This is a genomic window from Shewanella basaltis, assembly GCF_023283885.1.
Taxonomy (GTDB): Bacteria; Pseudomonadota; Gammaproteobacteria; order Enterobacterales; family Shewanellaceae; genus Shewanella; species Shewanella basaltis.
Genome location: NZ_JAKILA010000004.1, coordinates 1 through 22938 on the forward strand (window position 1 = coordinate 1; position 22938 = coordinate 22938).

17 protein-coding genes and 2 tRNA genes are annotated in these 22938 nt (G+C 43.4%); 14 read left to right on the forward strand and 5 right to left on the reverse strand.

The window, feature by feature from the left end:
• Positions 1 to 35 precede the first annotated feature (35 nt).
• The 7 genes from L2703_RS04460 to L2703_RS04490 all read left to right on the forward strand — a co-directional run bounded on the left by L2703_RS04460 (position 36) and on the right by L2703_RS04490 (position 7632).
• Positions 36 to 111: transfer RNA gene (locus L2703_RS04460), tRNA-Glu, on the forward strand.
• Positions 112 to 143: 32 nt separating this feature from the next.
• A tRNA-Ala gene (locus L2703_RS04465) sits at positions 144 to 219 on the forward strand.
• Positions 220 to 1052: 833 nt separating this feature from the next.
• Positions 1053 to 2072 carry a TRAP transporter substrate-binding protein gene (locus L2703_RS04470; RefSeq protein WP_248969932.1) on the forward strand — a complete coding sequence of 340 codons (1020 nt, stop codon included), beginning with the start codon at positions 1053 to 1055 and terminating at the stop codon, positions 2070 to 2072.
• Positions 2073 to 2135: 63 nt separating this feature from the next.
• The gene (locus tag L2703_RS04475; RefSeq protein ID WP_248969933.1) at positions 2136 to 2792 is read left to right on the forward strand and encodes a TRAP transporter small permease; all 657 of its coding nucleotides are present in this window, start codon (positions 2136 to 2138) and stop codon (positions 2790 to 2792) included.
• The gene (locus tag L2703_RS04480; protein ID WP_248969934.1) at positions 2792 to 4189 is read left to right on the forward strand and encodes a TRAP transporter large permease; all 1398 of its coding nucleotides are present in this window, start codon (positions 2792 to 2794) and stop codon (positions 4187 to 4189) included. The genes L2703_RS04475 and L2703_RS04480 overlap by 1 nt, the downstream gene beginning before the upstream one ends.
• A 270-nt stretch (positions 4190 to 4459) precedes the next feature.
• On the forward strand, positions 4460 to 6256 hold the full coding sequence (locus tag L2703_RS04485) for a sensor histidine kinase (protein ID WP_248969935.1): 1797 nt from the start codon (positions 4460 to 4462) through the stop codon (positions 6254 to 6256).
• Positions 6257 to 6258: 2 nt separating this feature from the next.
• A complete protein-coding gene (locus tag L2703_RS04490) occupies positions 6259 to 7632 on the forward strand; it encodes a sigma-54-dependent transcriptional regulator (RefSeq protein WP_248969936.1) in 1374 nt (457 codons plus the stop codon).
• A gap of 18 nt (positions 7633 to 7650) precedes the next feature.
• On the opposite strand, the gene L2703_RS04495 is transcribed toward L2703_RS04490, so the two are convergent.
• From L2703_RS04495 to tesB, 3 genes are all read right to left on the reverse strand, one after another.
• Positions 7651 to 8886 (reverse strand): MFS transporter, encoded by a 1236-nt coding sequence (locus L2703_RS04495; protein WP_248969937.1) that lies wholly within the window; start codon positions 8884 to 8886, stop codon positions 7651 to 7653.
• Between the two features lie 393 nt (positions 8887 to 9279).
• Complete coding sequence (locus L2703_RS04500; protein ID WP_428848644.1) at positions 9280 to 9678, reverse strand: YbaY family lipoprotein; 399 nt, start codon at positions 9676 to 9678, stop codon at positions 9280 to 9282.
• 26 nt (positions 9679 to 9704) lie between these two features.
• On the reverse strand, positions 9705 to 10568 hold the full coding sequence (gene tesB / locus L2703_RS04505; RefSeq protein ID WP_248969939.1) for an acyl-CoA thioesterase II: 864 nt from the start codon (positions 10566 to 10568) through the stop codon (positions 9705 to 9707).
• Between the two features lie 209 nt (positions 10569 to 10777).
• Between tesB and L2703_RS04510 the strand changes: the two genes are divergently transcribed.
• Positions 10778 to 11671 carry a 1,4-dihydroxy-2-naphthoate polyprenyltransferase gene (locus tag L2703_RS04510; RefSeq protein ID WP_283107801.1) on the forward strand — a complete coding sequence of 298 codons (894 nt, stop codon included), beginning with the start codon at positions 10778 to 10780 and terminating at the stop codon, positions 11669 to 11671.
• Between the two features lie 73 nt (positions 11672 to 11744).
• On the opposite strand, the gene gndA is transcribed toward L2703_RS04510, so the two are convergent.
• A complete protein-coding gene (gene gndA, locus L2703_RS04515) occupies positions 11745 to 13274 on the reverse strand; it encodes an NADP-dependent phosphogluconate dehydrogenase (RefSeq protein WP_248969940.1) in 1530 nt (509 codons plus the stop codon).
• A gap of 245 nt (positions 13275 to 13519) precedes the next feature.
• On the reverse strand, positions 13520 to 15442 hold the full coding sequence (locus tag L2703_RS04520) for a propionyl-CoA synthetase (protein WP_248969941.1): 1923 nt from the start codon (positions 15440 to 15442) through the stop codon (positions 13520 to 13522).
• Positions 15443 to 15759: 317 nt separating this feature from the next.
• Between L2703_RS04520 and L2703_RS04525 the strand changes: the two genes are divergently transcribed.
• The 6 genes from L2703_RS04525 to L2703_RS04550 all read left to right on the forward strand — a co-directional run bounded on the left by L2703_RS04525 (position 15760) and on the right by L2703_RS04550 (position 22934).
• Positions 15760 to 16170 carry a MerR family transcriptional regulator gene (locus L2703_RS04525; protein ID WP_248969942.1) on the forward strand — a complete coding sequence of 137 codons (411 nt, stop codon included), beginning with the start codon at positions 15760 to 15762 and terminating at the stop codon, positions 16168 to 16170.
• 126 nt (positions 16171 to 16296) lie between these two features.
• Positions 16297 to 17466 (forward strand): isovaleryl-CoA dehydrogenase, encoded by a 1170-nt coding sequence (locus tag L2703_RS04530; protein WP_248969943.1) that lies wholly within the window; start codon positions 16297 to 16299, stop codon positions 17464 to 17466.
• An 86-nt stretch (positions 17467 to 17552) separates the two neighbouring features.
• The gene (locus L2703_RS04535) at positions 17553 to 19160 is read left to right on the forward strand and encodes a carboxyl transferase domain-containing protein (protein WP_248969944.1); all 1608 of its coding nucleotides are present in this window, start codon (positions 17553 to 17555) and stop codon (positions 19158 to 19160) included.
• 37 nt (positions 19161 to 19197) lie between these two features.
• Positions 19198 to 20013: an enoyl-CoA hydratase-related protein gene (locus tag L2703_RS04540; protein ID WP_248969945.1), complete on the forward strand. Its 816-nt coding sequence runs from the start codon at positions 19198 to 19200 to the stop codon at positions 20011 to 20013.
• Positions 20013 to 22043, forward strand: a complete 2031-nt coding sequence (locus L2703_RS04545) for an acetyl/propionyl/methylcrotonyl-CoA carboxylase subunit alpha (RefSeq protein WP_248969946.1) — start codon at positions 20013 to 20015, stop codon at positions 22041 to 22043. Before L2703_RS04540 ends, L2703_RS04545 begins: the two co-directional genes overlap by 1 nt.
• The gene (locus L2703_RS04550) at positions 22044 to 22934 is read left to right on the forward strand and encodes a hydroxymethylglutaryl-CoA lyase (RefSeq protein WP_248969947.1); all 891 of its coding nucleotides are present in this window, start codon (positions 22044 to 22046) and stop codon (positions 22932 to 22934) included.
• The last annotated feature ends 4 nt before the right edge of the window (positions 22935 to 22938 follow it).

Genomic DNA, 22938 nt, shown 5'->3' on the forward strand with positions numbered 1-22938 from the left:
TATTCACTCGATACAGAGTATAACGTATCAACTGTGTCCCATTCGTCTAGAGGCCTAGGACACCGCCCTTTCACGGCGGTAACAGGGGTTCGAATCCCCTATGGGATACCATTTTTAAGTTTTAGTTGTTAATACTAGAATTTGGGGTTATAGCTCAGCTGGGAGAGCGCTTCGCTGGCAGTGAAGAGGTCCACGGTTCGATCCCGTGTAGCTCCACCAATTAATTGGTACCAAATGCATTAATATGCATAATAAAAAAACCACCGGAAGGTGGTTTTTTTATGTCTATTTTTATATTCCTACTGCGCCACTTGTACCATTACAATCCACATATAAAACCGCTAATACCAATCAAGATAATGTAAGTGATCAGAAATTGCGTAGGAAAAATCGCTTTGAATAATACAGCAAGCGAGTTGTTCTACCTTCAAAATTGCTAACGATGCTACAAGCGATGTTATACCATTACGCATTAATAAGTGACTACTCAGAATGCGTCCAGCAGTTTTTGATTAAGGCGTCGCTATGCAGTAATAGTTGTTCCCTTTCAAATAGCGAGAACGTAAAGCAAAAGCGGCTGGGGCATTCCTTTCAGGCGAGTTTTAAAAGGGCTTATACTGCGTTGCATGACTTCGAAAGAGAATCACTATTCATTCAGTCATTCGCCTTGTTTAAGCCCTTTTAAATTCTCGCTGAGAGATCACTTGCTAACGCGCAATGGTATTAGCCAGTAAAATAGTCACATTTTTGTGCTGATGGTTATAGTCCATTGTGCGTTAATAAGTAATTACTGATTAATGCAGATTACTATAAATGTGTGACTTTCCACCCATATAAACAATGCAGCTGTGTGACAACTGACACATTAAATAGCTCTTGGCTGAGGGCGAAAAAAATTAAAACGTACAAAATCATGGTGTTACAAAAAGTTAACATTATGGCCCACTGCTTGCTATGTTTTATACATCCTCATAACGCGTTTATGGTGCACTTGTGCTGGAATAATTGCCCACCGTGAGGAATATATAACACTAAAAAAGGAAGCTAATCTCATGAAAAATAATACAAGTACCTTTACAAACCCGCTAAAGTCCATTGCAAAACTGGCGACTATCGCCTCTATTCTCGCGGCAAGCTTTAATGTTTTTGCCAAACCCACAGAAATTAAATTTTCACATGTGGTGGCCGAAAATACGCCCAAAGGGCAAATGGCCCTTAAATTTAAAGAACTTATTGAGCAACGTTTACCAGGCGAATATGTTGTTAACGTATTTCCGAACTCACAGTTATTTGGTGATAACAATGAGTTAGCAGCATTACTGCTAAATGACGTACAGTTTGTTGCTCCGTCATTATCTAAATTTGAACGCTATACCAAAAAACTACAAATATTTGATTTACCTTTTTTATTTGAAGATATGGCAGCAGTGGATCGTTTTCAACAATCAGAATCAGGTCAAAAACTACTCAACTCAATGAACCGCAAAGGCATTGTTGGTTTAGGGTATCTTCACAATGGCATGAAACAGTTCTCTGCTAATGACCCACTCACTCTCCCAAAAGATGCTAAGGGTAAAAAATTCCGTATTATGGCATCAGACGTTATTGCAGCTCAATTTGATGCAGTTGGAGCCATTCCTGTTAAAAAACCTTTTTCTGAAGTCTTTACCTTGCTACAAACACGCGCCATCGACGGCCAAGAGAACACTTGGTCAAATACTTATTCAATGAAATTCTACGAAGTACAAAGCCACATAACCGAAAGTAATCATGGCGTTCTGGATTACATGGTTGTGACATCTAATACCTTCTGGAAAGGCTTGCCTGCGGACAAACGAGCAGTATTTAAAGCCTCTCTCGATGAAGCCATTGCGCTGGGTAACAAAATTGCAGCAGAAAAAGACAATGAAGATAAACTAGCTATTTTAGATTCAAAACGATCGGAGTTAGTAACATTAACCCCCGCAGCTCGTCAACAATGGGTTAATGCAATGAAACCTGTTTGGGCTAAATTTGAAGATCAAATTGGCAAAGACATGATTGATGCTGCACAAGCTGCAAACACTAAATAGTCTTAATCCTTAATCAGGTACTGAACTTAACAGATCAGTACCTCCCTTTCTTATTCAAGGAGTATGACCGTGATTTCCAGACTATTTGGTTATTTTGAAGAAGGTTTTCTCAACCTACTCATCACTATGATGACCTTGCTGGTATTTGGCGAAGTGATTGCGCGCTTTTTCTTTAATACCGGTTTTTTATGGATACAAGAACTGACATTAACCTTATGCGGCTGGTTTGTTCTTTTTGGTATGTCTTATGGTGTAAAAGTCGGTGCACACATTGGTGTTGACGCCTTTGTGTCTAAACTCTCAGGTAAACCACAAAAGATTGTGGCCATTTTTGCATGCTTATGTTGCCTTGTTTACTGTGGGCTATTTTTAAAAGGCGCTTGGGAATACTTAAGCCAAATGTACCAAATTGGTATTCCAATGGAAGATATCGACTTTCCTGCATGGTTAATCCATCAGTTAGACCCAGATGATGCATGGGAAACCTGGCGTATCGATGTAGAAGATGGCGCCGTGCCTATTTGGTTGTCTCAAAGTATCTTATTGATTGGTTTCTCAATGTTGACCTGGCGATTTATTGAGTTATTTATTGCCATTTTAAAAAATCAAGCAGTTGGGTTTCAACTTGCTGATGAAGCAAAAGATAGCATGCACCTCATCGATGAAGCGGCAAAATCAATATCATCAGAACAAAAAAAAAATGATAAGGACACCAAATAATGACTATTGCTACATTATTTATCTCCCTACTTATCTGCATGATGATAGGTATGCCTATAGCTATCGCGCTAGGCTTTTCAAGCATGCTAACCATTTTGCTATTTTCTAATGACTCACTTGCCTCAATAGCATTAAAGTTATACGAATCAACATCTGAACATTACACATTACTGGCTATTCCATTTTTTATTCTCTCTTCAGCCTTTCTTTCTACTGGGGGCGTGGCAAGGCGGATAATTGATTTTGCTATGGACAGTGTTGGCCATATCCGCGGCGGGTTAGCAATGGCATCTGTAATGGCATGTATGTTATTTGCAGCGGTCTCAGGCTCATCTCCAGCAACAGTTGCAGCCATTGGCTCTATTGTTATTGTCGGTATGGTTCGTGCTGGTTACCCTGAAAAGTTTGCGGCCGGTGTGATTACCACCTCTGGCACACTAGGGATTTTAATCCCACCGTCAATCGTCATGCTGGTTTATGCCGCAGCAACAGAAGTGTCAGCGGCCAGAATGTTTATGGCAGGCCTAATTCCTGGCTTGATGATGGGCTGTATTTTAATGGTTGCCATTTACATTGTCGCGCGGATTAAAAAACTGCCTTCACGCCCGTTTCCAGGCATCAAAGCGCTTACCATTTCTAGCGCGAAAGCAATGGGAGGGTTAGCCCTCATTCTCATTGTGCTTGGATCTATCTATGGTGGTGTTGCTAGTCCTACTGAGGCTGCTGCCGTAGCATGCGTCTATGCATACTTCATTGCTGTATTTGGTTACCGTGATATTGGGCCCCTAAAAAATGTCGCGTGGCGTAACAACCAAGAGTCCATTACAGGGGCTTTACTGCGTAATATCGGTTACATGTTACTGGCCGTATTAAAAACACCTGCCGATAAAGAAATCCGTGATGTTGTGCGTGATGGCGCTAAAGTGAGCATTATGTTGTTGTTCATTATCGCCAATGCCATGTTATTTGCCCACGTATTAACAACAGAGCGCATTCCACACATCATTGCTGAAATGATTGTCGGTTTAGGTTTACCTGCATGGGGATTTTTAATTATCGTCAACTTACTGCTACTGGCTGCAGGTAATTTTATGGAGCCATCGGCAATATTGTTAATCATGGCCCCCATTTTGTTCCCAATTGCGACACAGTTAGGCATAGATCCTATTCACTTAGGGATCATCATGGTGGTTAACATGGAAATAGGCATGCTAACCCCCCCTGTCGGGCTCAATTTGTTTGTTACAGCAGGAATAACAGGCAAAAGTATGGGATGGGTAATACAATCATGTTTGCCCTGGTTAGTCTTGTTGTTAGGCTTCTTAATCTTAATTACCTACATTCCGCAAATATCCTTGTTTTTGCCAGAATATATCGACAAATTAAACGGCTATTAACTTGATATAATTTATACTATGAACGAGTCTTAAGTTATTGAGGCTCGTTTTTTCATCCAAAAGTTGTGTATCTATGGTGTTAAATGTTCACATTCAGTACGTTAATATCACAAATCAGATGACCTTTCGGCCACGACGATGGTGTAAATATATTTGATTAGGTTAACTAAAAAACAAGCCATACATTACACATTTACAGCTTCAACTAAGGTACATTCTATTAAGGTAACGAACCGATTTATCCCCCAATAATCACTCACGGTATGATGAATGCTTTCATTTTCTGCAATAAAAAAAACTAAAGTGGTCATAAGCATATTATTGCTTATTGGGTTACTACTGACACTTAGGATCACTCACTGGTATTTACTCGATCAAGGCAGCAAAACCATCGCCAAGCAGTCTGAAAAACAACTCAACGAATTAGTGATCTTTATCGATAATGCGTTGGCGCATTACGAAAATATCCCTGCTGTATTGGCGAAAAATCCTATTTTAGAACAAGGTTTACTCGATCAACAAAACCCTGCAACAATCAGTTCACTCAATGCATACCTGTCTGAATTACAGCAAGTCACAGAATCATCGGACATATATCTCACCGATGCATTGGGCGTTGCCATTGCAGCAAGCAACTGGGATAAGCCCAACTCATTTATTAATCATGATTACTCATTTAGACCTTATTTTATTGAGGCTATCTCAGGTAGATCAGGCCGTTATTATGCTGTCGGCACATCGTCTAATAAACGAGGCTTTTATTTTGCCAATCCGGTTTATCATAAAAATGTTGTTATTGGTGTGGTGGTTGTGAAAGTAGATATTAGCCAAATTGAACAACAAAGCACTGGTATCGCTATTGCTAGCCAATACGAATTTATGATCAGCGATCCAGATAACATTGTATTTTTATCAAGTGTTAGTAGTTGGCGTTTTAATTCATTAAGTCCATTGTCGCAAGCCAAGCGTTTCGCATTAAACTCATCAAAACGTTATGCCAACATGCCTATTGGCGAGCTAAGCTTTAAGCCTGCATTTATAAAGGCTGAGCCCAATCAAACTCAGGTTTACCAAATATCATCTTATGAAGGAAATGAACAATACCTAGAGCGTCATCAATTGATGCCTAATGCAAATTGGAGTGTGCATATTCTGGCACCTATGAAGCCCTTATATGAATCACTGCCCCCGATAATGTTACTCGCTGCAACGTTATATCTGTTATTAGCCTTGTTCATTGTTTACAGCTTAGAGCGGAGAAAAAACTTTTTCAGAATGCGCCAAGCACAAAACCAACTTGAGCAGCGTGTTAAAGAACGTACACTTGAGTTAGAACAAGCCAACACCCAATTAAAAGACACTCAAGACGAGCTTATTCAGGCAGCCAAACTCACTGTAATAGGTAGCTTATCAGCCAGTATTAACCATGAGCTCAATCAACCATTAGCTGCATTGAGAAGTTACGCTCAAAATACCCAAACATTTATTGGCAGAAACATGATTGAAGACGCCACCAACAACATCAAAACCATGATAGAACTCACTGATCGATTAGCCGATATTATTGGTCAATTTAAAAGTTTTACTCGCAAGTCCCAGGGCAAAGACAATGCCACAGAAATCAATCAATCAATTGAGCAAGCAATTACAATTGTACAACCTGAATTAGATAAACAAGGCATTAAGTTGACACTCACCTTACTTAAAGGAAAGTGTCAAATATGGGGCGACAGTGTCAGATTACAGCAAGTATTTGTTAACTTGATGAGTAATGCCATTGTTGCCATGCAGCAATCAACAGAAAAGCGTTTACACATAAAGGTGTGTTGCGATACTAAAGTCAGCATTAGTATTCAAGACAGCGGACCTGGGGTAAGAGAAAGTCAAATGAGCAAAATTTTCGAACCTTACTACACCACTAGTGAGCGCCAAGGGCTTGGGTTAGGCTTGTCTATATCGCAACGTATTATTGAATCAATGCAAGGGACTATCACTGTCGAGAATGCACAGCAAGGCGGCGCTATTTTTAATATTATGTTACCGCTTTATTTACGTGAGGAAATGTAAACGTGACTCAAATAAACAACATCAACGATTATCAGGTCATTATTATTGATGATGAACCCCACATAGGTACGGTACTACAGCAGTTATTTAAACTGGAAAACATCAGTGCGCTTGCCATAACCGATCCCCAATCCATTGCTCGCTATATTACGCCAAATTGGGGCGGTATTGTGATTTCAGACGTCAATATGCCACAACTCGACGGATTAAGCTTATTGCAGCAGTTAAAACAGCAAGATAATGACCTTCCCGTTGTATTGTTTACAGGCTTTGGTGACATAGCCATGGCGGTTGATGCATTAAAAAAAGGAGCTTACGATTTTATCGAAAAACCCTTTAATAACGAGCATATTCTTGATGTAACCAAACGAGCACTAGAAAAACGCACGTTAACATTAGAAAACCGCAAATTAAAACGAGAATTAGAATCACACATCGCACCTGGGCCACGTATTTTAGGCAGTAGCCCAGGCGTTATGAAAATGCGTCACCTTATCGAGCAAGTACTCGACACGCCAGCGGACATCATGATCGAAGGTGAAACCGGAGCCGGAAAAGAACTTGTCGCTCGATACCTGCATGATCATAGTTATCGTAACCAAGCTAATTTTGTAGCCATTAATTGTGGAGCCATTCCCGAAAGTCTCATAGAAAGCGAACTATTTGGTGCAGAATCAGGTGCTTTTACAGGTATCGATAAAAGGCGTATTGGGAAATTTGAATACGCTAACGGCGGCACACTCTTTTTAGATGAAATAGAAAGCACTCCCATGTCATTGCAAGTCAAATTACTTAGGGTATTAGAAGACCGTAAAGTTGAGCGTTTAGGCTCAAATACCCCTATCGAGTTAGACATTAGGGTAATAGCCGCCACCAAACTCAATTTGCAACAATTATGCGAACAAGGGCAATTTAGACAGGATTTACTTTACCGCCTCAATTTAGTGACGATTACCATTCCACCGCTGCGCGAACGTATTGAAGACATACCATTATTATTTTTGCATTTTGCACGAATAGCATCAGCACGTTATCACAAGGCATTAATCGCATTAACACCCGAGCAAACCATGATCCTGTCATCTCATGATTGGCCTGGCAATGTGCGTGAACTACGTAACTTAGCTGAACGTTATGTTTTATTGGGGGCAGACGCCGCTTTTGCTGGAAACTTAGATAACGCAAGCTCCATGAATACCAGCATGTCATTACAACAAAGGGTCGAGTTCTTCGAACGAATGCTGATTGAAGAAGCCCTAAGTCATAACAAAGGCAGTATCAAACTGACCATGGAGCAGCTCGAACTCCCCCGTAAAACCCTATATGACAAAATGCGTAAGTTTGATCTTGATCGCAAGCAATATATTGAAAGCTAATCTATAGCACGATAACCACTATTTTTTAGTGAGGAGTATGACGCTACCGTGCTGATATACTCCTAAACGCCATAGTGTCAGCATGAGTAAGGCGAGCAAACTCAATGAACCCATCACAACACCTGCCCAATGTGCTTTATGCCAAAAGATCATTAGATAAGGCCCGCCTAATGCCGCACCGAGATAGTAGCAGCATAAATACAATGACGTTGCTTTAGCTCTATGCCCAGTTGCGCGCATCGCCACAAATGAATTACAACAACTGTGAGTTAAGAAAAAACCACACGCACTAATCAAAAAGCCAGCCACAATCGCAACTAACGTATCAAATAATGTGAGCAAGGTTCCTGCAACCATTAGGCACAATGCCACTCTAAAAATCGACATAGAACCAAAACGCATAATCCACTTAGCAGACAAATAAGAAGCAAACGTGCCACTTGAATAGCATAAAAATATCAACGTCGCTTGAAACCGGCTCACACCATAAGGATCTGCCATAAGATGGAGCTGAATAAAGCTAAACTGATTAACCATCATCATAAAAGCCAAGCCGCCAATAATATAAGCTAAGCGCATTTGCGGATCAGACAAATGAAACCAAAAGCCATCAACATCTTGTTTAATTTTGCGAAACAATGACACCTTTTGCTGTATTCGTGCAGGTTTAATCTCTCGTCTAGGCAACAAATACGTAACCAATGCGACGCCCATTAACGAGACTAAAAACACCAAGCCCATCGATGCTTGCCAGGTCAAATATTGCGCCATTAAACCACCAAAGATTCGTCCCGCAATCCCGCCCATACTGTTAGCCATAATGTAAACCGCAGCGGCTTTTAACATAAAACTAGGGGCTAATTGCTCTTTAAAGTAAGCCATCGAAATGGCAGGCACGGCAGCCAACAACACACCTTGAAGCAAACGTACCCAAACTAATTCATCAAAGTTTTGCGCGAAAATTAATAGGATATTTGATGCGGCTAAAAGCCATAAACTGACAACGATAGGAGCTAAGCGTCCGACTCTATCAGACAGCACAGCATAAAAGAGCAAAGAAAAAGCAAGCGTAAAACTGGTCACCGACAAGACTAACGTCGCCTGAGCGCCTGACACATCAAAATGCTCCGCAATCGATGGCAACATGCCTTGCACTGTGTACAAATTGATGTAAATCACTACTGATGCAATACATAATGCCCAAATCAAACGGGTTTGTGCATCTGTACGGTAAGTCGGCGCTAACTCTGTCATAAACATCCAAACAACATATTAGGATAAAACCAGATTATTACTCGTCAAAGATAAAGATCAATGACAAGTCAATAAGAGTGTGAGCTAGGGCCAGCTGATCTTTGCGGCTTAAATTTTGTGCCAGTTAAAAACGTATTAATCGAGGCGAACGGATTGACGCCTAGTCATCTAAGCTACTTTTTATTCGCAAAGACTCATTCAACAAGGAGTAACACGTTTTTAACCGAAGCTTACTGGCAGCGTTTGTTAGCCATTTTTACTGCGTTATCGACTTTTTATGTAGAATAACGACACTTCAACGTCTCTGCCTTGTCGTTCATGTTTAAGCGATGGCCAACAATTCGCTGCAAAAACAACCTTGATAGTTCATCAGGCCCAAGGTAAGTCAAATTCCTATTGGACACGTTTCATTAAAACATCTGTGGTGTATTTGCCATTATTAATCACAGGGTATCGCTCGTAAGTTTGAAAAATAGCATTACCATTAAAGGTAATCATTGCCACAACACCATAATCCACACCACTGTTAATAACCTCTGCAGGTAAAATAAATTTAAAAGGTACTGGAGCCGTTGCAATATCAAACGTCTTCTGCGAAATAATCACACCTGGGCGATTAAAATCGATTATCGCAATGTTAATTTTACACCCTTTAGGCAATGCAATCTTTTCTGTGTAACCTGCATAGCCATTCACAATTACAGGTTTAGGCGGCTCAACTGTCACACACGCACTGAGCATAACCGCAATGACAGTACACAAACTGACCTTCATCCATCGCGTTAATTTCATCATTACAATATCCTCACCTGTTATTTTCACTTGTTGGTCATCCGTAACAGACCTTCTTGCGTTGCCGAGGCAACGAGGCGCCCTTGCCTATCAAAAAATTGGCCTTTAACAAACCCACGTCCCCCTCCCGCATTGGGGCTTTCTATGCTGTAAAGTAACCACTCCTCCATGTTAAATGGCCGATGAAACCACATCGCATGATCTATGGTAGCCATTCGCATACCTGGGGTTAAAAACGACACACCATGGGGCTGGGCCGCGGTCACTAAAAAGTTAAAATCTGAGGCATAAGCGAGCAAGTATTCTTGAATATTATGATTATTAGGAACCTGACCATTTGCTCGAAGCCATACATATCTTTTGGGTTCGTTGGTGCCAGGGGCAAGCGGATTGATGGGGTTCACAAGACGCATTTCAATAGGAGAGTCAGCCATAAACTTTTCCAGCATCTGCTTAGGCACTTTATCACGCATAGTCATGGCTAACTCTTGCTGGTTCAATAACCCCTCAGGGCCCGGAACATCAGGCATTACCGCTTGATGTTCAAAACCTTCTTCAAATTTTTGAAACGAACAGGTCATGTAAAAAATTGGCCGACCTTTTTGTATTGCCTTAACTCGGCGAGCACTAAAGCTGCCTCCATCACGCATATTTTCTACATCGTAAACAATAGGTTGCTTTTCATCGCCGGCTCGCAAAAAATATGAATGTAAAGAATGCACATGCCTATCTTCGCTGACCGTTTGTTTTGCAGCACTTAACGCTTGCCCCATTACCTGGCCACCAAAAACATGTCCAAAACCTAAATCTTGGCTTTGGCCACGAAACAAACCATCCTCAAGTCGTTCTAGTGATAATAATGACAATAAATCGTTTAATACTTGGCTCATAACACCTTCTATACAGCAAAAATTAACATCTAAGGTTACCTTAGTTAAGCCGATGTTTTCTAGCTTATTCGTTGCCAAACACTTGAATAAACATCATCAGAAAACAATTCGTAAAATAGTGATATAACGCAAAAATTCATTTAAGCAGCTTAATTGAATATTTGATATGATATTAGCCATGGCTAATCCACTCTTTGTGTCACAATATTATGCAACCTAGTTCAATGCAATCATGGGTTATGGCTATTCGCCCACGTACTTTACCAGCCGCTATTGGCCCTTTACTTGTCGGTAACATGCTCGCAATTGGTTTAAGCCAATTTAGTTTTCTCATCGCATTTACCTCAATGTTATGCGCAATTCTTTTACAAATATCAGTCAATCTTGCTAATGATTACTTCGACTTTAAAAATGGTATCGATACCGAAGAACGGATTGGACCTGTCCGTGTCACTCAAAGCGGGATCATTGAGCCACATCATGTAAAAAATGCGATGATAGGCTGCTTACTCACAGCATTAGCTGTAGGTTCAGTATTAATTTTTCATGGCGGTTGGCCTATTGCCATCTTAGCTATTGCATCTATTTTAGGCGCACTTTGCTACAGTGGTGGACCTTATCCTCTAGCCTCTCACGGATTAGGAGAAATTGCTGCATTTGTATTTTTTGGATTGGTCGCAGTGGTAGGCAGCTTTTATTTACAGGCCGGCACAACCACAATCACAGCTTGGCTACTTGGCTGTGCCATCGGTTTTTTCAACGCTGCGATTATGTTAGTTAATAATACAAGAGACATTTCAACCGACACTAAAGCAGGCAAAAATACCCTTGCGGTTCGCATAGGCGAGGCGCAAGCAAAAGTGTTATATCAAAGTTTTGTATACTTACCCTTTGGGATCATCATTGCCGGATTTTTATTAGGTTCACTTGATGGTTTACCTGTTTTACTTGCAGGCATTTCATTGGTTATTGCACGTAATTTAAGTCGAGAGTTTCATCATAATTCTGGCGAAGCACTCAATCCAATCCTTGGGGAAACGGCCAAGCTCACCATGATTTTTAGTGTCCTGTTTAGTGTTGGTTTTTTCTTTTCTTTGAGTTAACAGCGTTTATTTTATCGTTAAATAAAAAAGGCGCCTCAACATTGTGAGGCGCCTTTTTGCAGACTTAAAATGCCTAGACTTTAGCTAAGGTACGCTGTTTAGCGCTCCAGTCTAAATGGTATTTCTCACCAGCAGGCTTATCGGTTCGCTCAAAGGTGTGCGCCCCAAAAAAGTCACGCTGACCTTGCAGTAAGTTAGCTGGTAAAGTCTCACAGCGATAACTGTCGTAATAAGCGATAGCAGAGCTAATACATGGGGCTGGAATACCCTGCATAACTGATGCTGCAACGGTTTTACGCCAGTTGAGGTGTTTTTGTGACAACATCTCGCTGAATGTATCAGCCATTAACAAGTTTGCAAGACTTGCATCATCTTGATAAGCCTGAGTAATTGATTGCAAAAACGTTGCACGGATAATACATCCTGCACGCCATATTTTAGCAATTTCAGCAAAGTCCAAAGCCCAATTCTGCTCTTTAGCCGTCATGGCCATCAACTGAAAACCTTGCGCATAGCAGCACACTTTGGCGCAATAAAGTGCATCTTCTAGGTTGGCAATAAATTCAGCTTTTTCTGCATCGTTTAATGTCACTAAAGTAGGACCTGCAAGCTTTGAGCTTAACTGCATTCTCAAGTTTTTCTGAGTACTCACAGCACGCGCATACACGGCCTCTGCAATTGTTGGCGCTGGGCAACCAATTTGCAAGCTACTTACCGCCGTCCATAAACCCGTGCCTTTTTGGCCGGCTTTGTCTAAAATCATTTCAACTAAAGGCTTACCAGTAAGAGGATCATCTTGCTGTAACACCTCAGCGCTGATGCCCATTAGGTAGCTGTTAAGCGAGCCTTTATTCCAGCGATTAAAAACATCGCCAATATCGTGGGCAGACATGCCTAAGCCATCACTGAGTAATTGGTACGCTTCACAAATAAGTTGCATATCAGCATATTCAATACCGTTGTGCACCATTTTAACGTAATGACCAGAACCTGCAGGGCCAATATAAGTGGTACAAGGTTCGCCTTCTGTGACCGGGTTACCTGGCTCAAATCGCTCAATAGGTAACCCTGTTTTAGGGTCAACTTTAGCCGCAATAGCTTTCCAAATAGGTTCGACATATCGCCAAGCGCTTTCGTCACCACTAGGCATCAACGACGGACCAAAACGGGCTCCGACTTCACCGCCAGAAACGGCTGAGCTAAAAAAAGTAAATTGCCCTTTATATTTAGCTTCACGCTCTACTGTGTCGGTCCATAAACTGTTACCAGTATCAATCACAATATCTTTTGCTTCGATACCGGCTTCGATTAATGACTTACATACGCCATCAACAGGAGCGCCAGCCGGAACAGATAATACGATAACGCGAGGTTCAACTAAATTGGCGAGCATTTCTGAAAGATTATTACAAGCTTGCATGCGCGCCGCTACACCCGCTTTTCGCTCACTTGTTTCTTGCGCAATGGCAGTATTTACTTTATGGGTGTCTAGATCAAAAACGGCCACATGATAGCCGTTATCAGCGATGTTGAGCGCGAGGTTCTTGCCCATCACACCAAGGCCAATAACGCCGACGTGAGATTGTTGGGTGTGGTTATTCATAGTGTGTAATTCCACAGGTCACAGAGATTAATCGCATAGTGCGAATCCATTTGGGTGGCAATTATAGCGATTCTTGTAACTAAATTACCAGTAACAAAATACGGAAACGCTGTTTTTTACAAAGTAAGCCCAAACACCAAATCTACAAGTAACATATTGACCACTATGAAAAAACCATAAAAAAACAGGGCTTTTATGGTTTTACTTTTAAGCTCAATAACCGCTAATTTGTGTTACAAAATGATTTAAGCACCTGTATGCTCTGTTGTGAGTGCATTGGCATAACCCATTTTTGTCAACACGTTACGAACGACCTCCAAGGTGTGGGGATCTTCAATAGTCGCTGGCATGGTGTAATCTTGGTTATCTGCAATTTTACGCATGGTTGCTCGCAAAATTTTACCAGAACGAGTTTTAGGCAGTTTTTGCACAGCACTGACTAATCGAAATGAAGCGACGGGGCCTATTTCATGGCGAACTAAAGCAAGCAACTCTTTGTAAAGCACATCATCAGCTAACGTCACCCCATTTTTAAGCACCACTAACCCAAGCGGTACTTGACCTTTAAGCTTATCTTGCACACCAATAACCGCGGCCTCTGCAACGGCCTCATGCTGACACAATACTTCTTCAAAACGCCCCGTTGATAGACGGTGACCGGCGACATTTATAATGTCGTCAATGCGGCTCATAATATACAAATAGCCATCTTCATCGATATAACCTGCATCTCCCGTCAAATAATACCCTGGGTACATAGACAAATAGCTATCCACATAGCGTTTGTCATTTTGCCACAGTGTAGTGAGCGTACCGGGTGGTAAGGGCAGCTTTATCACCACATTACCACTTTCATTTGCCGCCACTTGCTCGCCCATGGCATCTAAGATTTCGACCTGATACCCCGGTACAGCCCTTGCTGGCGAACCGGCTTTAATATCAATTGGGTGAGTTCCCATTAAGTTGGCAGCCACAGGCCAACCCGTTTCGGTTTGCCACCAGTGGTCAACAACAGGCTTACCCAGTTGTTGCTGACTCCAATTGAGTGTTTCGGGATCGCAGCGCTCGCCTGCTAGATACATTTGTTTAAGGCATGTGAGATCAAATTGCTTAATCAATTCGCCTTCAGGATCTTCACGTTTAATTGCACGAATGGCTGTTGGTGCAGTAAAAAAGCTGCGCACTTGCTTTTGTTCAATAATACGCCAAAAAGCGCCTGCATCTGGGGTGCCTATCGGTTTGCCCTCATACATAATCGTAGTCGCGCCCACCAACAAAGGCCCGTAAACAATATAAGAGTGGCCGACCACCCACCCTACATCTGACGCAGCCCAAAATACATCACCAACATCAATGTCGTAAATGTGTTTCATCGACCAAGCTAACGCAACAGCATGGCCACCATTATCACGCACAACGCCTTTAGGCTGCCCCGTTGTTCCTGAGGTATACAGCACATATAAAGGGTCTGTCGCATCTAATGATACGCAGTCAACATCCTGAGCATCGACCAAGGCTTCATACCAATCAAGATCACGAGGAATATGGAATTCAGCCTGGTATTCAGTGCGATTTAAAATAATGCAATGCTCCACTTTATGCTGCGCTTGCGATAGCGCATCATCGAGTAGAGGCTTATAAGGCACCACACCTGATGGCTCAATACCACATGAAGCCGATAAAATTAACTTAGGTTTAGCATCATTAATACGGGTTGATAATTCATTTGCAGCAAAACCACCAAACACCACAGAATGAATCGCGCCAATTCGCGCACACGCTAACATGGCATAAGCGGTTTCTGGCACCATTGGCATGTAAATGACGACACGATCGCCTTTACTCACACCTAAAGAAACCATTAATCCAGCAAGACGCTTAACTTGAGCAAGCACAGATTGATAACTAATAGAATATTCATTTTGAGTCACAGGGCTAATATAGTGAATAGCCGTTTGCTCACCGCGCCCAGCAAGCACATGACGATCTATCGCGTTAAAACAGGTGTTCATTTTGCCATCTGCAAACCAGCGATAGAATGGCTTGTTACTATCATCTAACACGGTATTCGGCTCATGGTCCCAGCTAATAGCTTGTGCGGCTTGCTGCCAAAACATATCAGGCTCGGCAATGGATTGAGCGTGCATTGATAGTCCTAGATCCGCCATGTTTCTCTCCGTTAATCAATTTGTATTACAATGATTATGAGCAGAATTCATGTAATAGCCCTATTAGACAAAGGGATAATAACGCAATAAACGCGCAAAACACCTTTGAATTCAATCAAGTGTTTAACTGGACATCTTTTGAGGTGGGATAAACATAAAAATTTTATATAACAGATGGTTACTATATAATACTGCATTATGTGGAAAGCATAATTAACACAGTAACTGTCGATAAAAAACCAAAATAACCCGCACAAACTTTACCTTTACGTAAACTTCATATATCTTGCATCAAAAGAAACACTTTTGGTGACATGATGAGCACAATCCACAGCCCTCAATCAACATATTCAATTAGCGACTTATCAAAAGAATTTGATATCACCACTCGCAGCATTCGTTTTTACGAAGACCAAGGGTTAATTAAGCCTAAACGTCGTGGGCAAACTCGCATTTACAGTTTAAAAGACAGAGTACGCCTAAAACTCATACTCCGTGGTAAACGGCTTGGGTTTTCATTGGCAGAGACGCGTCGCCTATTTGAGCTCTACGATGCTGACAAAAGCAGCTCCACTCAACTGCAAACCATGCTTGATTTAGTCAATGAAAAGAAAACGGCGCTTCAGCAGCAAATGGACGACATTAAAGTGGTGCTAATGGAGCTTAACTCTGCGGAACAACAATGTAAGGCTGCATTGGCTGATAATTTGCTAAAAAAGAAATCATAATAAAACACAACACAAGGCCGACTCAATTCGGCCAATGATAGACCCTATTGCCAAAAGCGCATCCATAAAGCGTTGGCAGTATATGTTTTGCCAGACAATAATAAAAATTCAACAGGACACATGCAAATGAGCGACTTATATACCAGCCTAAACTTTGGTTTAGGTGAAGATGTTGACATGTTACGTGACGCAGTTCGTGGTTTTGCCGCCAACGAAATAGCCCCTATTGCCGCCAAAGTCGACCTCGATAACGCCTTCCCTAATCAATTATGGCCAGTGCTTGGCGATATGGGGTTACTTGGCGTCACCGTCGATGAGCAATATGGTGGAGCTAACATGGGCTACCTTGCTCATGTGGTCGCAATGGAGGAAATCTCCCGCGCATCAGCCTCTATTGGGTTAAGTTATGGCGCTCATTCAAACTTATGTGTAAACCAAATTAACCGTAACGGTAATGACGCGCAAAAAGAAAAATACTTGCCTAAGCTTGTCAGTGGCGAGCACATTGGTGCATTGGCCATGAGCGAACCTAATGCGGGTTCTGATGTTGTGTCAATGAAACTACATGCCCGTAAAGAAGGCGACCGCTACATTCTTAACGGTAATAAAATGTGGATCACCAACGGTCCAGATGCACACACCTATGTCATTTACGCCAAAACTGACCTCAATAAAGGTGCTCATGGCATTACCGCATTTATTGTTGAACGTGGCTACAAAGGCTTTAGTCAGGCGCAAAAACTCGACAAATTGGGTATGCGAGGTTCTAACACCTGTGAACTGGTATTTGAAGACTGTGAAGTGCCAGAAGAAAACATATTAGGCGGCCTCAACAATGGCGTAAAAGTGTTAATGAGCGGCCTCGATTACGAACGCGTTGTTTTGTCGGGCGGGCCATTAGGCATTATGTCAGCCTGCATGGACATCGTAGTACCTTACATTCATGAGCGTGAACAGTTTGGGCAATCCATTGGTCAGTTCCAATTAGTGCAAGGCAAATTAGCTGACATGTACACAAGGATGAACGCTGCTCGAGCTTATGTTTACAGCGTGGCAAAATCGTGCGATCGCGGTGAAACCACGCGTAAAGATGCTGCCGGAGCCATTTTATACAGCGCCGAACTTGCCACCCAAATGGCATTAGATGCAATTCAATTACTGGGCGGTAATGGCTATGTTAATGAATACGCCACCGGCCGTTTATTACGTGATGCTAAGCTTTACGAAATTGGTGCTGGCACCTCTGAAATTCGCCGTATGCTCATTGGCCGCGAATTGTTTAACGAGTCAAAGTAACCAGCATTTCAGTATAAAGGTGGCATACCAAGCATGTTATGTCGCCTTAATTAAGCCCCTATTTTTGCTTCATTAAGGATATAGAAATGACGCAACTGAGCAGCCGTATCAATCCTCGCAGTGACGAATTTAAAGCCAAGTCAGACAGCATGGCGTTATTAGTCGACGATCTTCAACAAAAACTCAAAAAAATCGAACAAGGTGGCGGCCCTGCGGCCTTAGAGCGCCATTTATCTCGTGGTAAGTTATTGCCGCGCCAGCGCGTTGAAAAGCTGCTCGACCCGGGTTCACCCTTCTTAGAAATATCGCAATTTGCCGCTTTTGAGGTCTATGACGAAGAAGTCCCCGCAGCGGGTGTTATTGCCGGTATCGGCCGCGTCAGTGGCGTTGAGTGCATGATTATCGCCAACGATGCCACCGTAAAAGGCGGCACCTACTACCCTATTACGGTTAAAAAGCATTTACGGGCACAAGATATTGCCAGCCGTTGTCATTTACCCTGCATCTACCTTGTCGACTCAGGCGGAGCCAACTTACCTCGCCAAGATGAAGTCTTTCCTGACCGCGATCATTTCGGGCGTATTTTTTACAACCAAGCCCAAATGTCTGCCAAAGGTATTCCGCAAATTGCAGTGGTAATGGGCTTATGCACCGCTGGCGGAGCCTATGTACCGGCCATGGCCGATGAGTCAATTATTGTTAAAGAACAAGGCACCATCTTTTTGGCTGGCCCACCACTTGTGAAAGCCGCAACGGGGGAAGAAGTCAGTGCAGAAGAGCTGGGCGGCGCTGAAGTACACACCAAAATATCCGGTGTAGCCGATCATTTAGCCCAAAATGATGAACACGCGCTTGAGCTTGCTCGCCGTGCCGTACTGCGCTTAAACCATCAAAAAGAAATCAAAAGCTTATTAAGCCCAGTCAAACCACCTAAGTTCGACATCCATGAATTGTATGGCATTGTCGGCACCGATCTTAAAAAGCCGTTTGACGTAAAAGAAGTGATTGCCCGTGTGGTAGATGACTCTGACTTTGACGAATTTAAAGCTAACTACGGCGCAACATTGGTGTGTGGTTTTGCACGGATTCATGGTTACCCCGTTGGTATTGTTGCCAATAACGGTATTTTATTTTCTGAGTCGGCGCAAAAAGGCGCTCACTTTATTGAACTGTGTTGCCAACGTAAAATTCCATTACTGTTTCTACAAAATATCACCGGCTTTATGGTGGGTAAAAAGTACGAACACGAAGGCATTGCCAAACATGGCGCTAAAATGGTGACCGCGGTGTCTTGCGCCAAGGTTCCTAAATTTACCGTAATTATTGGCGGCAGTTATGGCGCGGGCAACTACGGCATGTGCGGCCGTGCGTTTGAACCCACCATGATGTGGATGTGGCCTAATGCGCGTATTTCGGTCATGGGTGGCGAACAAGCCGCTGGCGTATTAGCCACAGTGCGCCGCGATGGTTTAGCGCGCAAAGGCGTTGAATGGTCAGCAGAAGATGAGCAAACCTTCCGTAAACCCATTGTTGAACAATACGAAAAAGAAGGCCACCCATACCATGCCAGCGCCCGCTTATGGGACGACGGCATTATTGATCCGGCACAAACCCGTGACGTGGTCGGACTCGCCTTATCGGCAGCATTAAATGCGCCAATTGAAGACACCCACTTTGGGGTGTTCCGCATGTAATTATGCGGTTAATTCAGTGAATAAGGAGTCATGAATCATGTTATCAAACCAATATAAATTTATTGAATGCCGCCTTGAACAAGGGGTGGCAGAGCTTATTTTAAATCGCGTTGACGTCCACAATGCCTTTGATGAAGTGATGATCAGCGAGATGATCCAAGCTATCGAACACTTTGCCAAAAACAGTCAATGCACCATGTTAATATTGCGCGCCAATGGTAAAAACTTCAGTGCTGGCGCCGATCTAAACTGGATGCGCAAACAAGCACAAATGGACTTTGAGCAAAACCTCACCGACGCGCACGAACTTGCTAAGTTAATGCACGTACTCGACAAATTTCCAAAGCCAACCATTGCCCTTGTGCAAGGTGCCGCATTTGGTGGTGCATTAGGCTTAATTTGCTGCTGCGATATTGCCATTGCCACCACTCGCGCCAGTTTTTGTTTAAGTGAAGTGAAGCTAGGCCTTATTCCGGCGGTCATTAGCCCTTATGTGGTTCGCGCTATGGGTCATCGTCAATCACGCCGTTTTATGCTAACCGCAGAACGTTTCAGTGCTGATGTAGCCTTAACCCATCAAGTCATTCACGAGATTAACGACGACCTAGATGCCGCAGCAGCCCCCTTTATTGCTGCATTTAATGCCAACAGCCCTCAAGGTATGGCATGGGCAAAAAATCTTGTGGCGTATTTAGAAAACAGCGTGATTGACGACGCAACGCTCAATTTTACCAGCGAGCAAATTGCTCGTATTCGTGTATCAGATGAAGGTCAAGAAGGGCTTAATGCCTTCTTTGAAAAACGCACGCCAGCATGGCAAACCGCTAAATCTGATCCACAAGGAGCCCAATAATGTTTACCAAATTACTGATTGCTAACCGTGGTGAAATTGCCTGCCGTATTATTAAAACTGCGCAAACCATGGGTGTTCGCACCATCGCCCTATATTCTGATGCCGACAAAGATGCGCGCCATGTGGCCATGGCCGATGAGTCATTTTACTTAGGCGGCAGCGCCCCGGCCGATTCATATTTAAAAGCTGACTTGATTATTGAAATAGCTAAAAAATCGGGCGCAGAAGCCATCCACCCAGGTTACGGTTTTTTGTCAGAAAATGCCGAATTTGCTCGCAAATGTGAGCAAAATGGCATTGCATTTGTCGGCCCTGGTAGCGATGCCATTGATGCCATGGGCAGTAAAAGTGCCGCCAAAAAAATCATGTCAAACGCCAATGTGCCCTTAGTGCCCGGTTATCATGGCGACGATCAAAGTGATGCAACCCTAATGGCCGAAGCAAAAGCCGTTGGCTTTCCTTTACTGATTAAAGCGGCTTACGGCGGCGGGGGTAAAGGGATGCGTATCGTTGAAAACGAAAACGAAATACTTGAAGCCATTAAGTCTGCACGTCGTGAAGCCATCTCGTCATTTGGTAATGACAAGCTACTCATGGAGCGCTATTTACGCCAACCGCGTCATGTCGAATTACAAATATTTGCCGACACACATGGCAACGCCATTTATTTATCTGACCGGGACTGCTCTATTCAACGTCGCCATCAAAAAGTGGTTGAAGAAGCCCCCGCGCCAGGTTTGTCAGACGAGCTGCGTGCCCAAATGGGTAATGCTGCCGTGGCGGCTGCTAAGGCGATTGATTATGTTGGCGCAGGTACCGTTGAGTTTTTACTGGATACCGACAACAGCTTCTACTTCATGGAAATGAACACCCGTTTACAGGTGGAACACCCTGTAACCGAAATGGTGACAGGCCAAGACCTGGTGAAATGGCAGTTAGTGGTCGCCAGTGGTGGTGAACTGCCGCTACGCCAAGATGAAGTGCGTATCCATGGCCACTCGTTTGAAGTGCGAATTTACGCTGAAGATCCGCAAAACGAATTTTTACCTGCCAGCGGTAAACTCAACTTTTTACGCGAACCAGAGCAAAATCGGCACGTACGGATTGATTCAGGCATTCGTGAAAACGATGTCATCAGTAACTTTTATGACCCCATGATTGCCAAACTAATAGTATGGGATGAGTCACGCCCTCGCGCCCTGCAACGTTTAGTGCATGCGCTTGAGTCTTATCAAATTAGCGGCCTTAAACATAACATCGAGTTTTTAGCCAACATTGCCGAGCACCCCGCCTTTGCTGCTGCCGACTTCTGCACTGACTTTATTGAGCGCTTTGGCGACACCTTAATTGGTGATGCGGCCATTGAAGCCGATACCGCGTTAGCACTTGCAGGCCTGTTTCAAGTGCTGTCTCGCAAACAAGCGGCTAAAACATTGGCAATTAATAGCGCCGACCCTCACTCACCTTGGGGCTTGGTCAGCGGATTTAGACTTAATAGTTCAAGCGTACACCATGTGTCGCTGTTAACAGATACCGCAACGGTCACTCAACAGCATGATCTCGTTATTACCGCCGTGGGTGAACAATATCAATTATGCTTAAACGAGCAAGTGCTGAACCTAGCGGGTGAGCTTAAAGCAGACTTACTTTTAGCCGAAATTAATGGCCATAAAAGTAAAGTACCAGTGAGCCATCAAGGTGACGACTTTACGCTATTTTTGCCATCAGGCAGCTATCACTTTAAAGCCATATTGGCTCAAGTAGCTGAAGAGGTGGTAAACCATGCAGATAAGCTTAAGGCACCAATGAATGGCACTGTGGTGACGCATTTAGTGGAAGTGGGCGAGCAAGTTAAAGCAGGCCAAGGCTTATTAGTGATGGAAGCCATGAAAATGGAATATACCATCGAAGCACCATATGACGGTGTGGTCAGCGAATTTTATTTCCAAAGCGGTGAGCTTGTCAGTGACGGGGCACAACTGTTAAACGTTGAACCATTAGCCAGTGAAGCTCACGTCGAGGAAGCATAAATGTTACCGACAAAAGTCAGCATTTTTGAAGTCGGTGCCCGTGACGGCCTACAAAACGAAGTACCGGTGACCACGGCCGACAAACTCACGCTTATCACCCAACTTAGCGATGCTGGTGTTAAGCGTATTGAAGCGGGCAGCTTTGTGTCACCTAAATGGGTGCCACAAATGGCCGACTCTGATGTGGTATTACAGCAACTAAAACGCCAAACGGGTGTGGTTTATAGCGCCTTAACCCCTAACCTGAAAGGGTTTGAACTGGCGTTAGCGGCTGGCGCCGATGAAGTGGCTATTTTTGGCGCAGCCTCTGAAAGCTTTAGCCAGAAGAATATTAACTGCTCAATTGATGAGTCAATCGAGCGCTTTGTACCACTAATGGAAGCCGCCAAACAGCATGGAGTCGCTGTGCGCGGCTACGTGTCTTGTGTGCTCGGTTGCCCATACGAAGGCGACATTGCGGTGAGTGACGTCGCAAGAGTATCTGAAATCCTTTATAAAATGGGCTGTTACGAAATTTCATTAGGCGACACCATAGGTGTTGGCACGCCCACTAAAGCAAGGCAAATGCTTGACGCTGTCGCCAAAGTGGTGCCAATAGACAAGTTAGCTTTGCATTTTCACGACACATACGGCCAAGCCTTAGCCAACATACTGGCGTGCCTTGATACCGGCATCAGCGTGTTTGATACCTCGGTTGCTGGTTTAGGCGGTTGTCCTTATGCCAAAGGTGCGTCGGGCAACCTTGCCACTGAAGATTTAGTTTTCATGCTCCATGGCATGGGGATTGATACCGGTATTGACCTCACTAAGCTTGCGCTTGCAGGCGATACCATTAGCCGCGTGTTGGGGCGCACTAATGGGTCTAAAGTGGCAAATGCAATCAGAACATAATCAC

What these genes read in the sequence shown, in the direction of transcription:
- L2703_RS04470 (WP_248969932.1), top strand. Translation starts at nt 1,053, where the DNA reads ATGAAAAATAATACAAGTACCTTTACAAACCCGCTAAAGTCCATTGCA.
- L2703_RS04475 (WP_248969933.1), top strand. Translation starts at nt 2,136, where the DNA reads ATGACCGTGATTTCCAGACTATTTGGTTATTTTGAAGAAGGTTTTCTC.
- L2703_RS04480 (WP_248969934.1), top strand. Translation starts at nt 2,792, where the DNA reads ATGACTATTGCTACATTATTTATCTCCCTACTTATCTGCATGATGATA.
- L2703_RS04485 (WP_248969935.1), top strand. Translation starts at nt 4,460, where the DNA reads ATGCTTTCATTTTCTGCAATAAAAAAAACTAAAGTGGTCATAAGCATA.
- L2703_RS04495 (WP_248969937.1), bottom strand. Translation starts at nt 8,886, where the DNA reads ATGACAGAGTTAGCGCCGACTTACCGTACAGATGCACAAACCCGTTTG.
- L2703_RS04500 (WP_428848644.1), bottom strand. Translation starts at nt 9,678, where the DNA reads ATGAAATTAACGCGATGGATGAAGGTCAGTTTGTGTACTGTCATTGCG.
- tesB (WP_248969939.1), bottom strand. Translation starts at nt 10,568, where the DNA reads ATGAGCCAAGTATTAAACGATTTATTGTCATTATTATCACTAGAACGA.
- L2703_RS04510 (WP_283107801.1), top strand. Translation starts at nt 10,778, where the DNA reads ATGCAACCTAGTTCAATGCAATCATGGGTTATGGCTATTCGCCCACGT.
- gndA (WP_248969940.1), bottom strand. Translation starts at nt 13,274, where the DNA reads ATGAATAACCACACCCAACAATCTCACGTCGGCGTTATTGGCCTTGGT.
- L2703_RS04520 (WP_248969941.1), bottom strand. Translation starts at nt 15,442, where the DNA reads ATGGCGGATCTAGGACTATCAATGCACGCTCAATCCATTGCCGAGCCT.
- L2703_RS04525 (WP_248969942.1), top strand. Translation starts at nt 15,760, where the DNA reads ATGAGCACAATCCACAGCCCTCAATCAACATATTCAATTAGCGACTTA.
- L2703_RS04530 (WP_248969943.1), top strand. Translation starts at nt 16,297, where the DNA reads ATGAGCGACTTATATACCAGCCTAAACTTTGGTTTAGGTGAAGATGTT.
- L2703_RS04535 (WP_248969944.1), top strand. Translation starts at nt 17,553, where the DNA reads ATGACGCAACTGAGCAGCCGTATCAATCCTCGCAGTGACGAATTTAAA.
- L2703_RS04540 (WP_248969945.1), top strand. Translation starts at nt 19,198, where the DNA reads ATGTTATCAAACCAATATAAATTTATTGAATGCCGCCTTGAACAAGGG.
- L2703_RS04545 (WP_248969946.1), top strand. Translation starts at nt 20,013, where the DNA reads ATGTTTACCAAATTACTGATTGCTAACCGTGGTGAAATTGCCTGCCGT.
- L2703_RS04550 (WP_248969947.1), top strand. Translation starts at nt 22,044, where the DNA reads ATGTTACCGACAAAAGTCAGCATTTTTGAAGTCGGTGCCCGTGACGGC.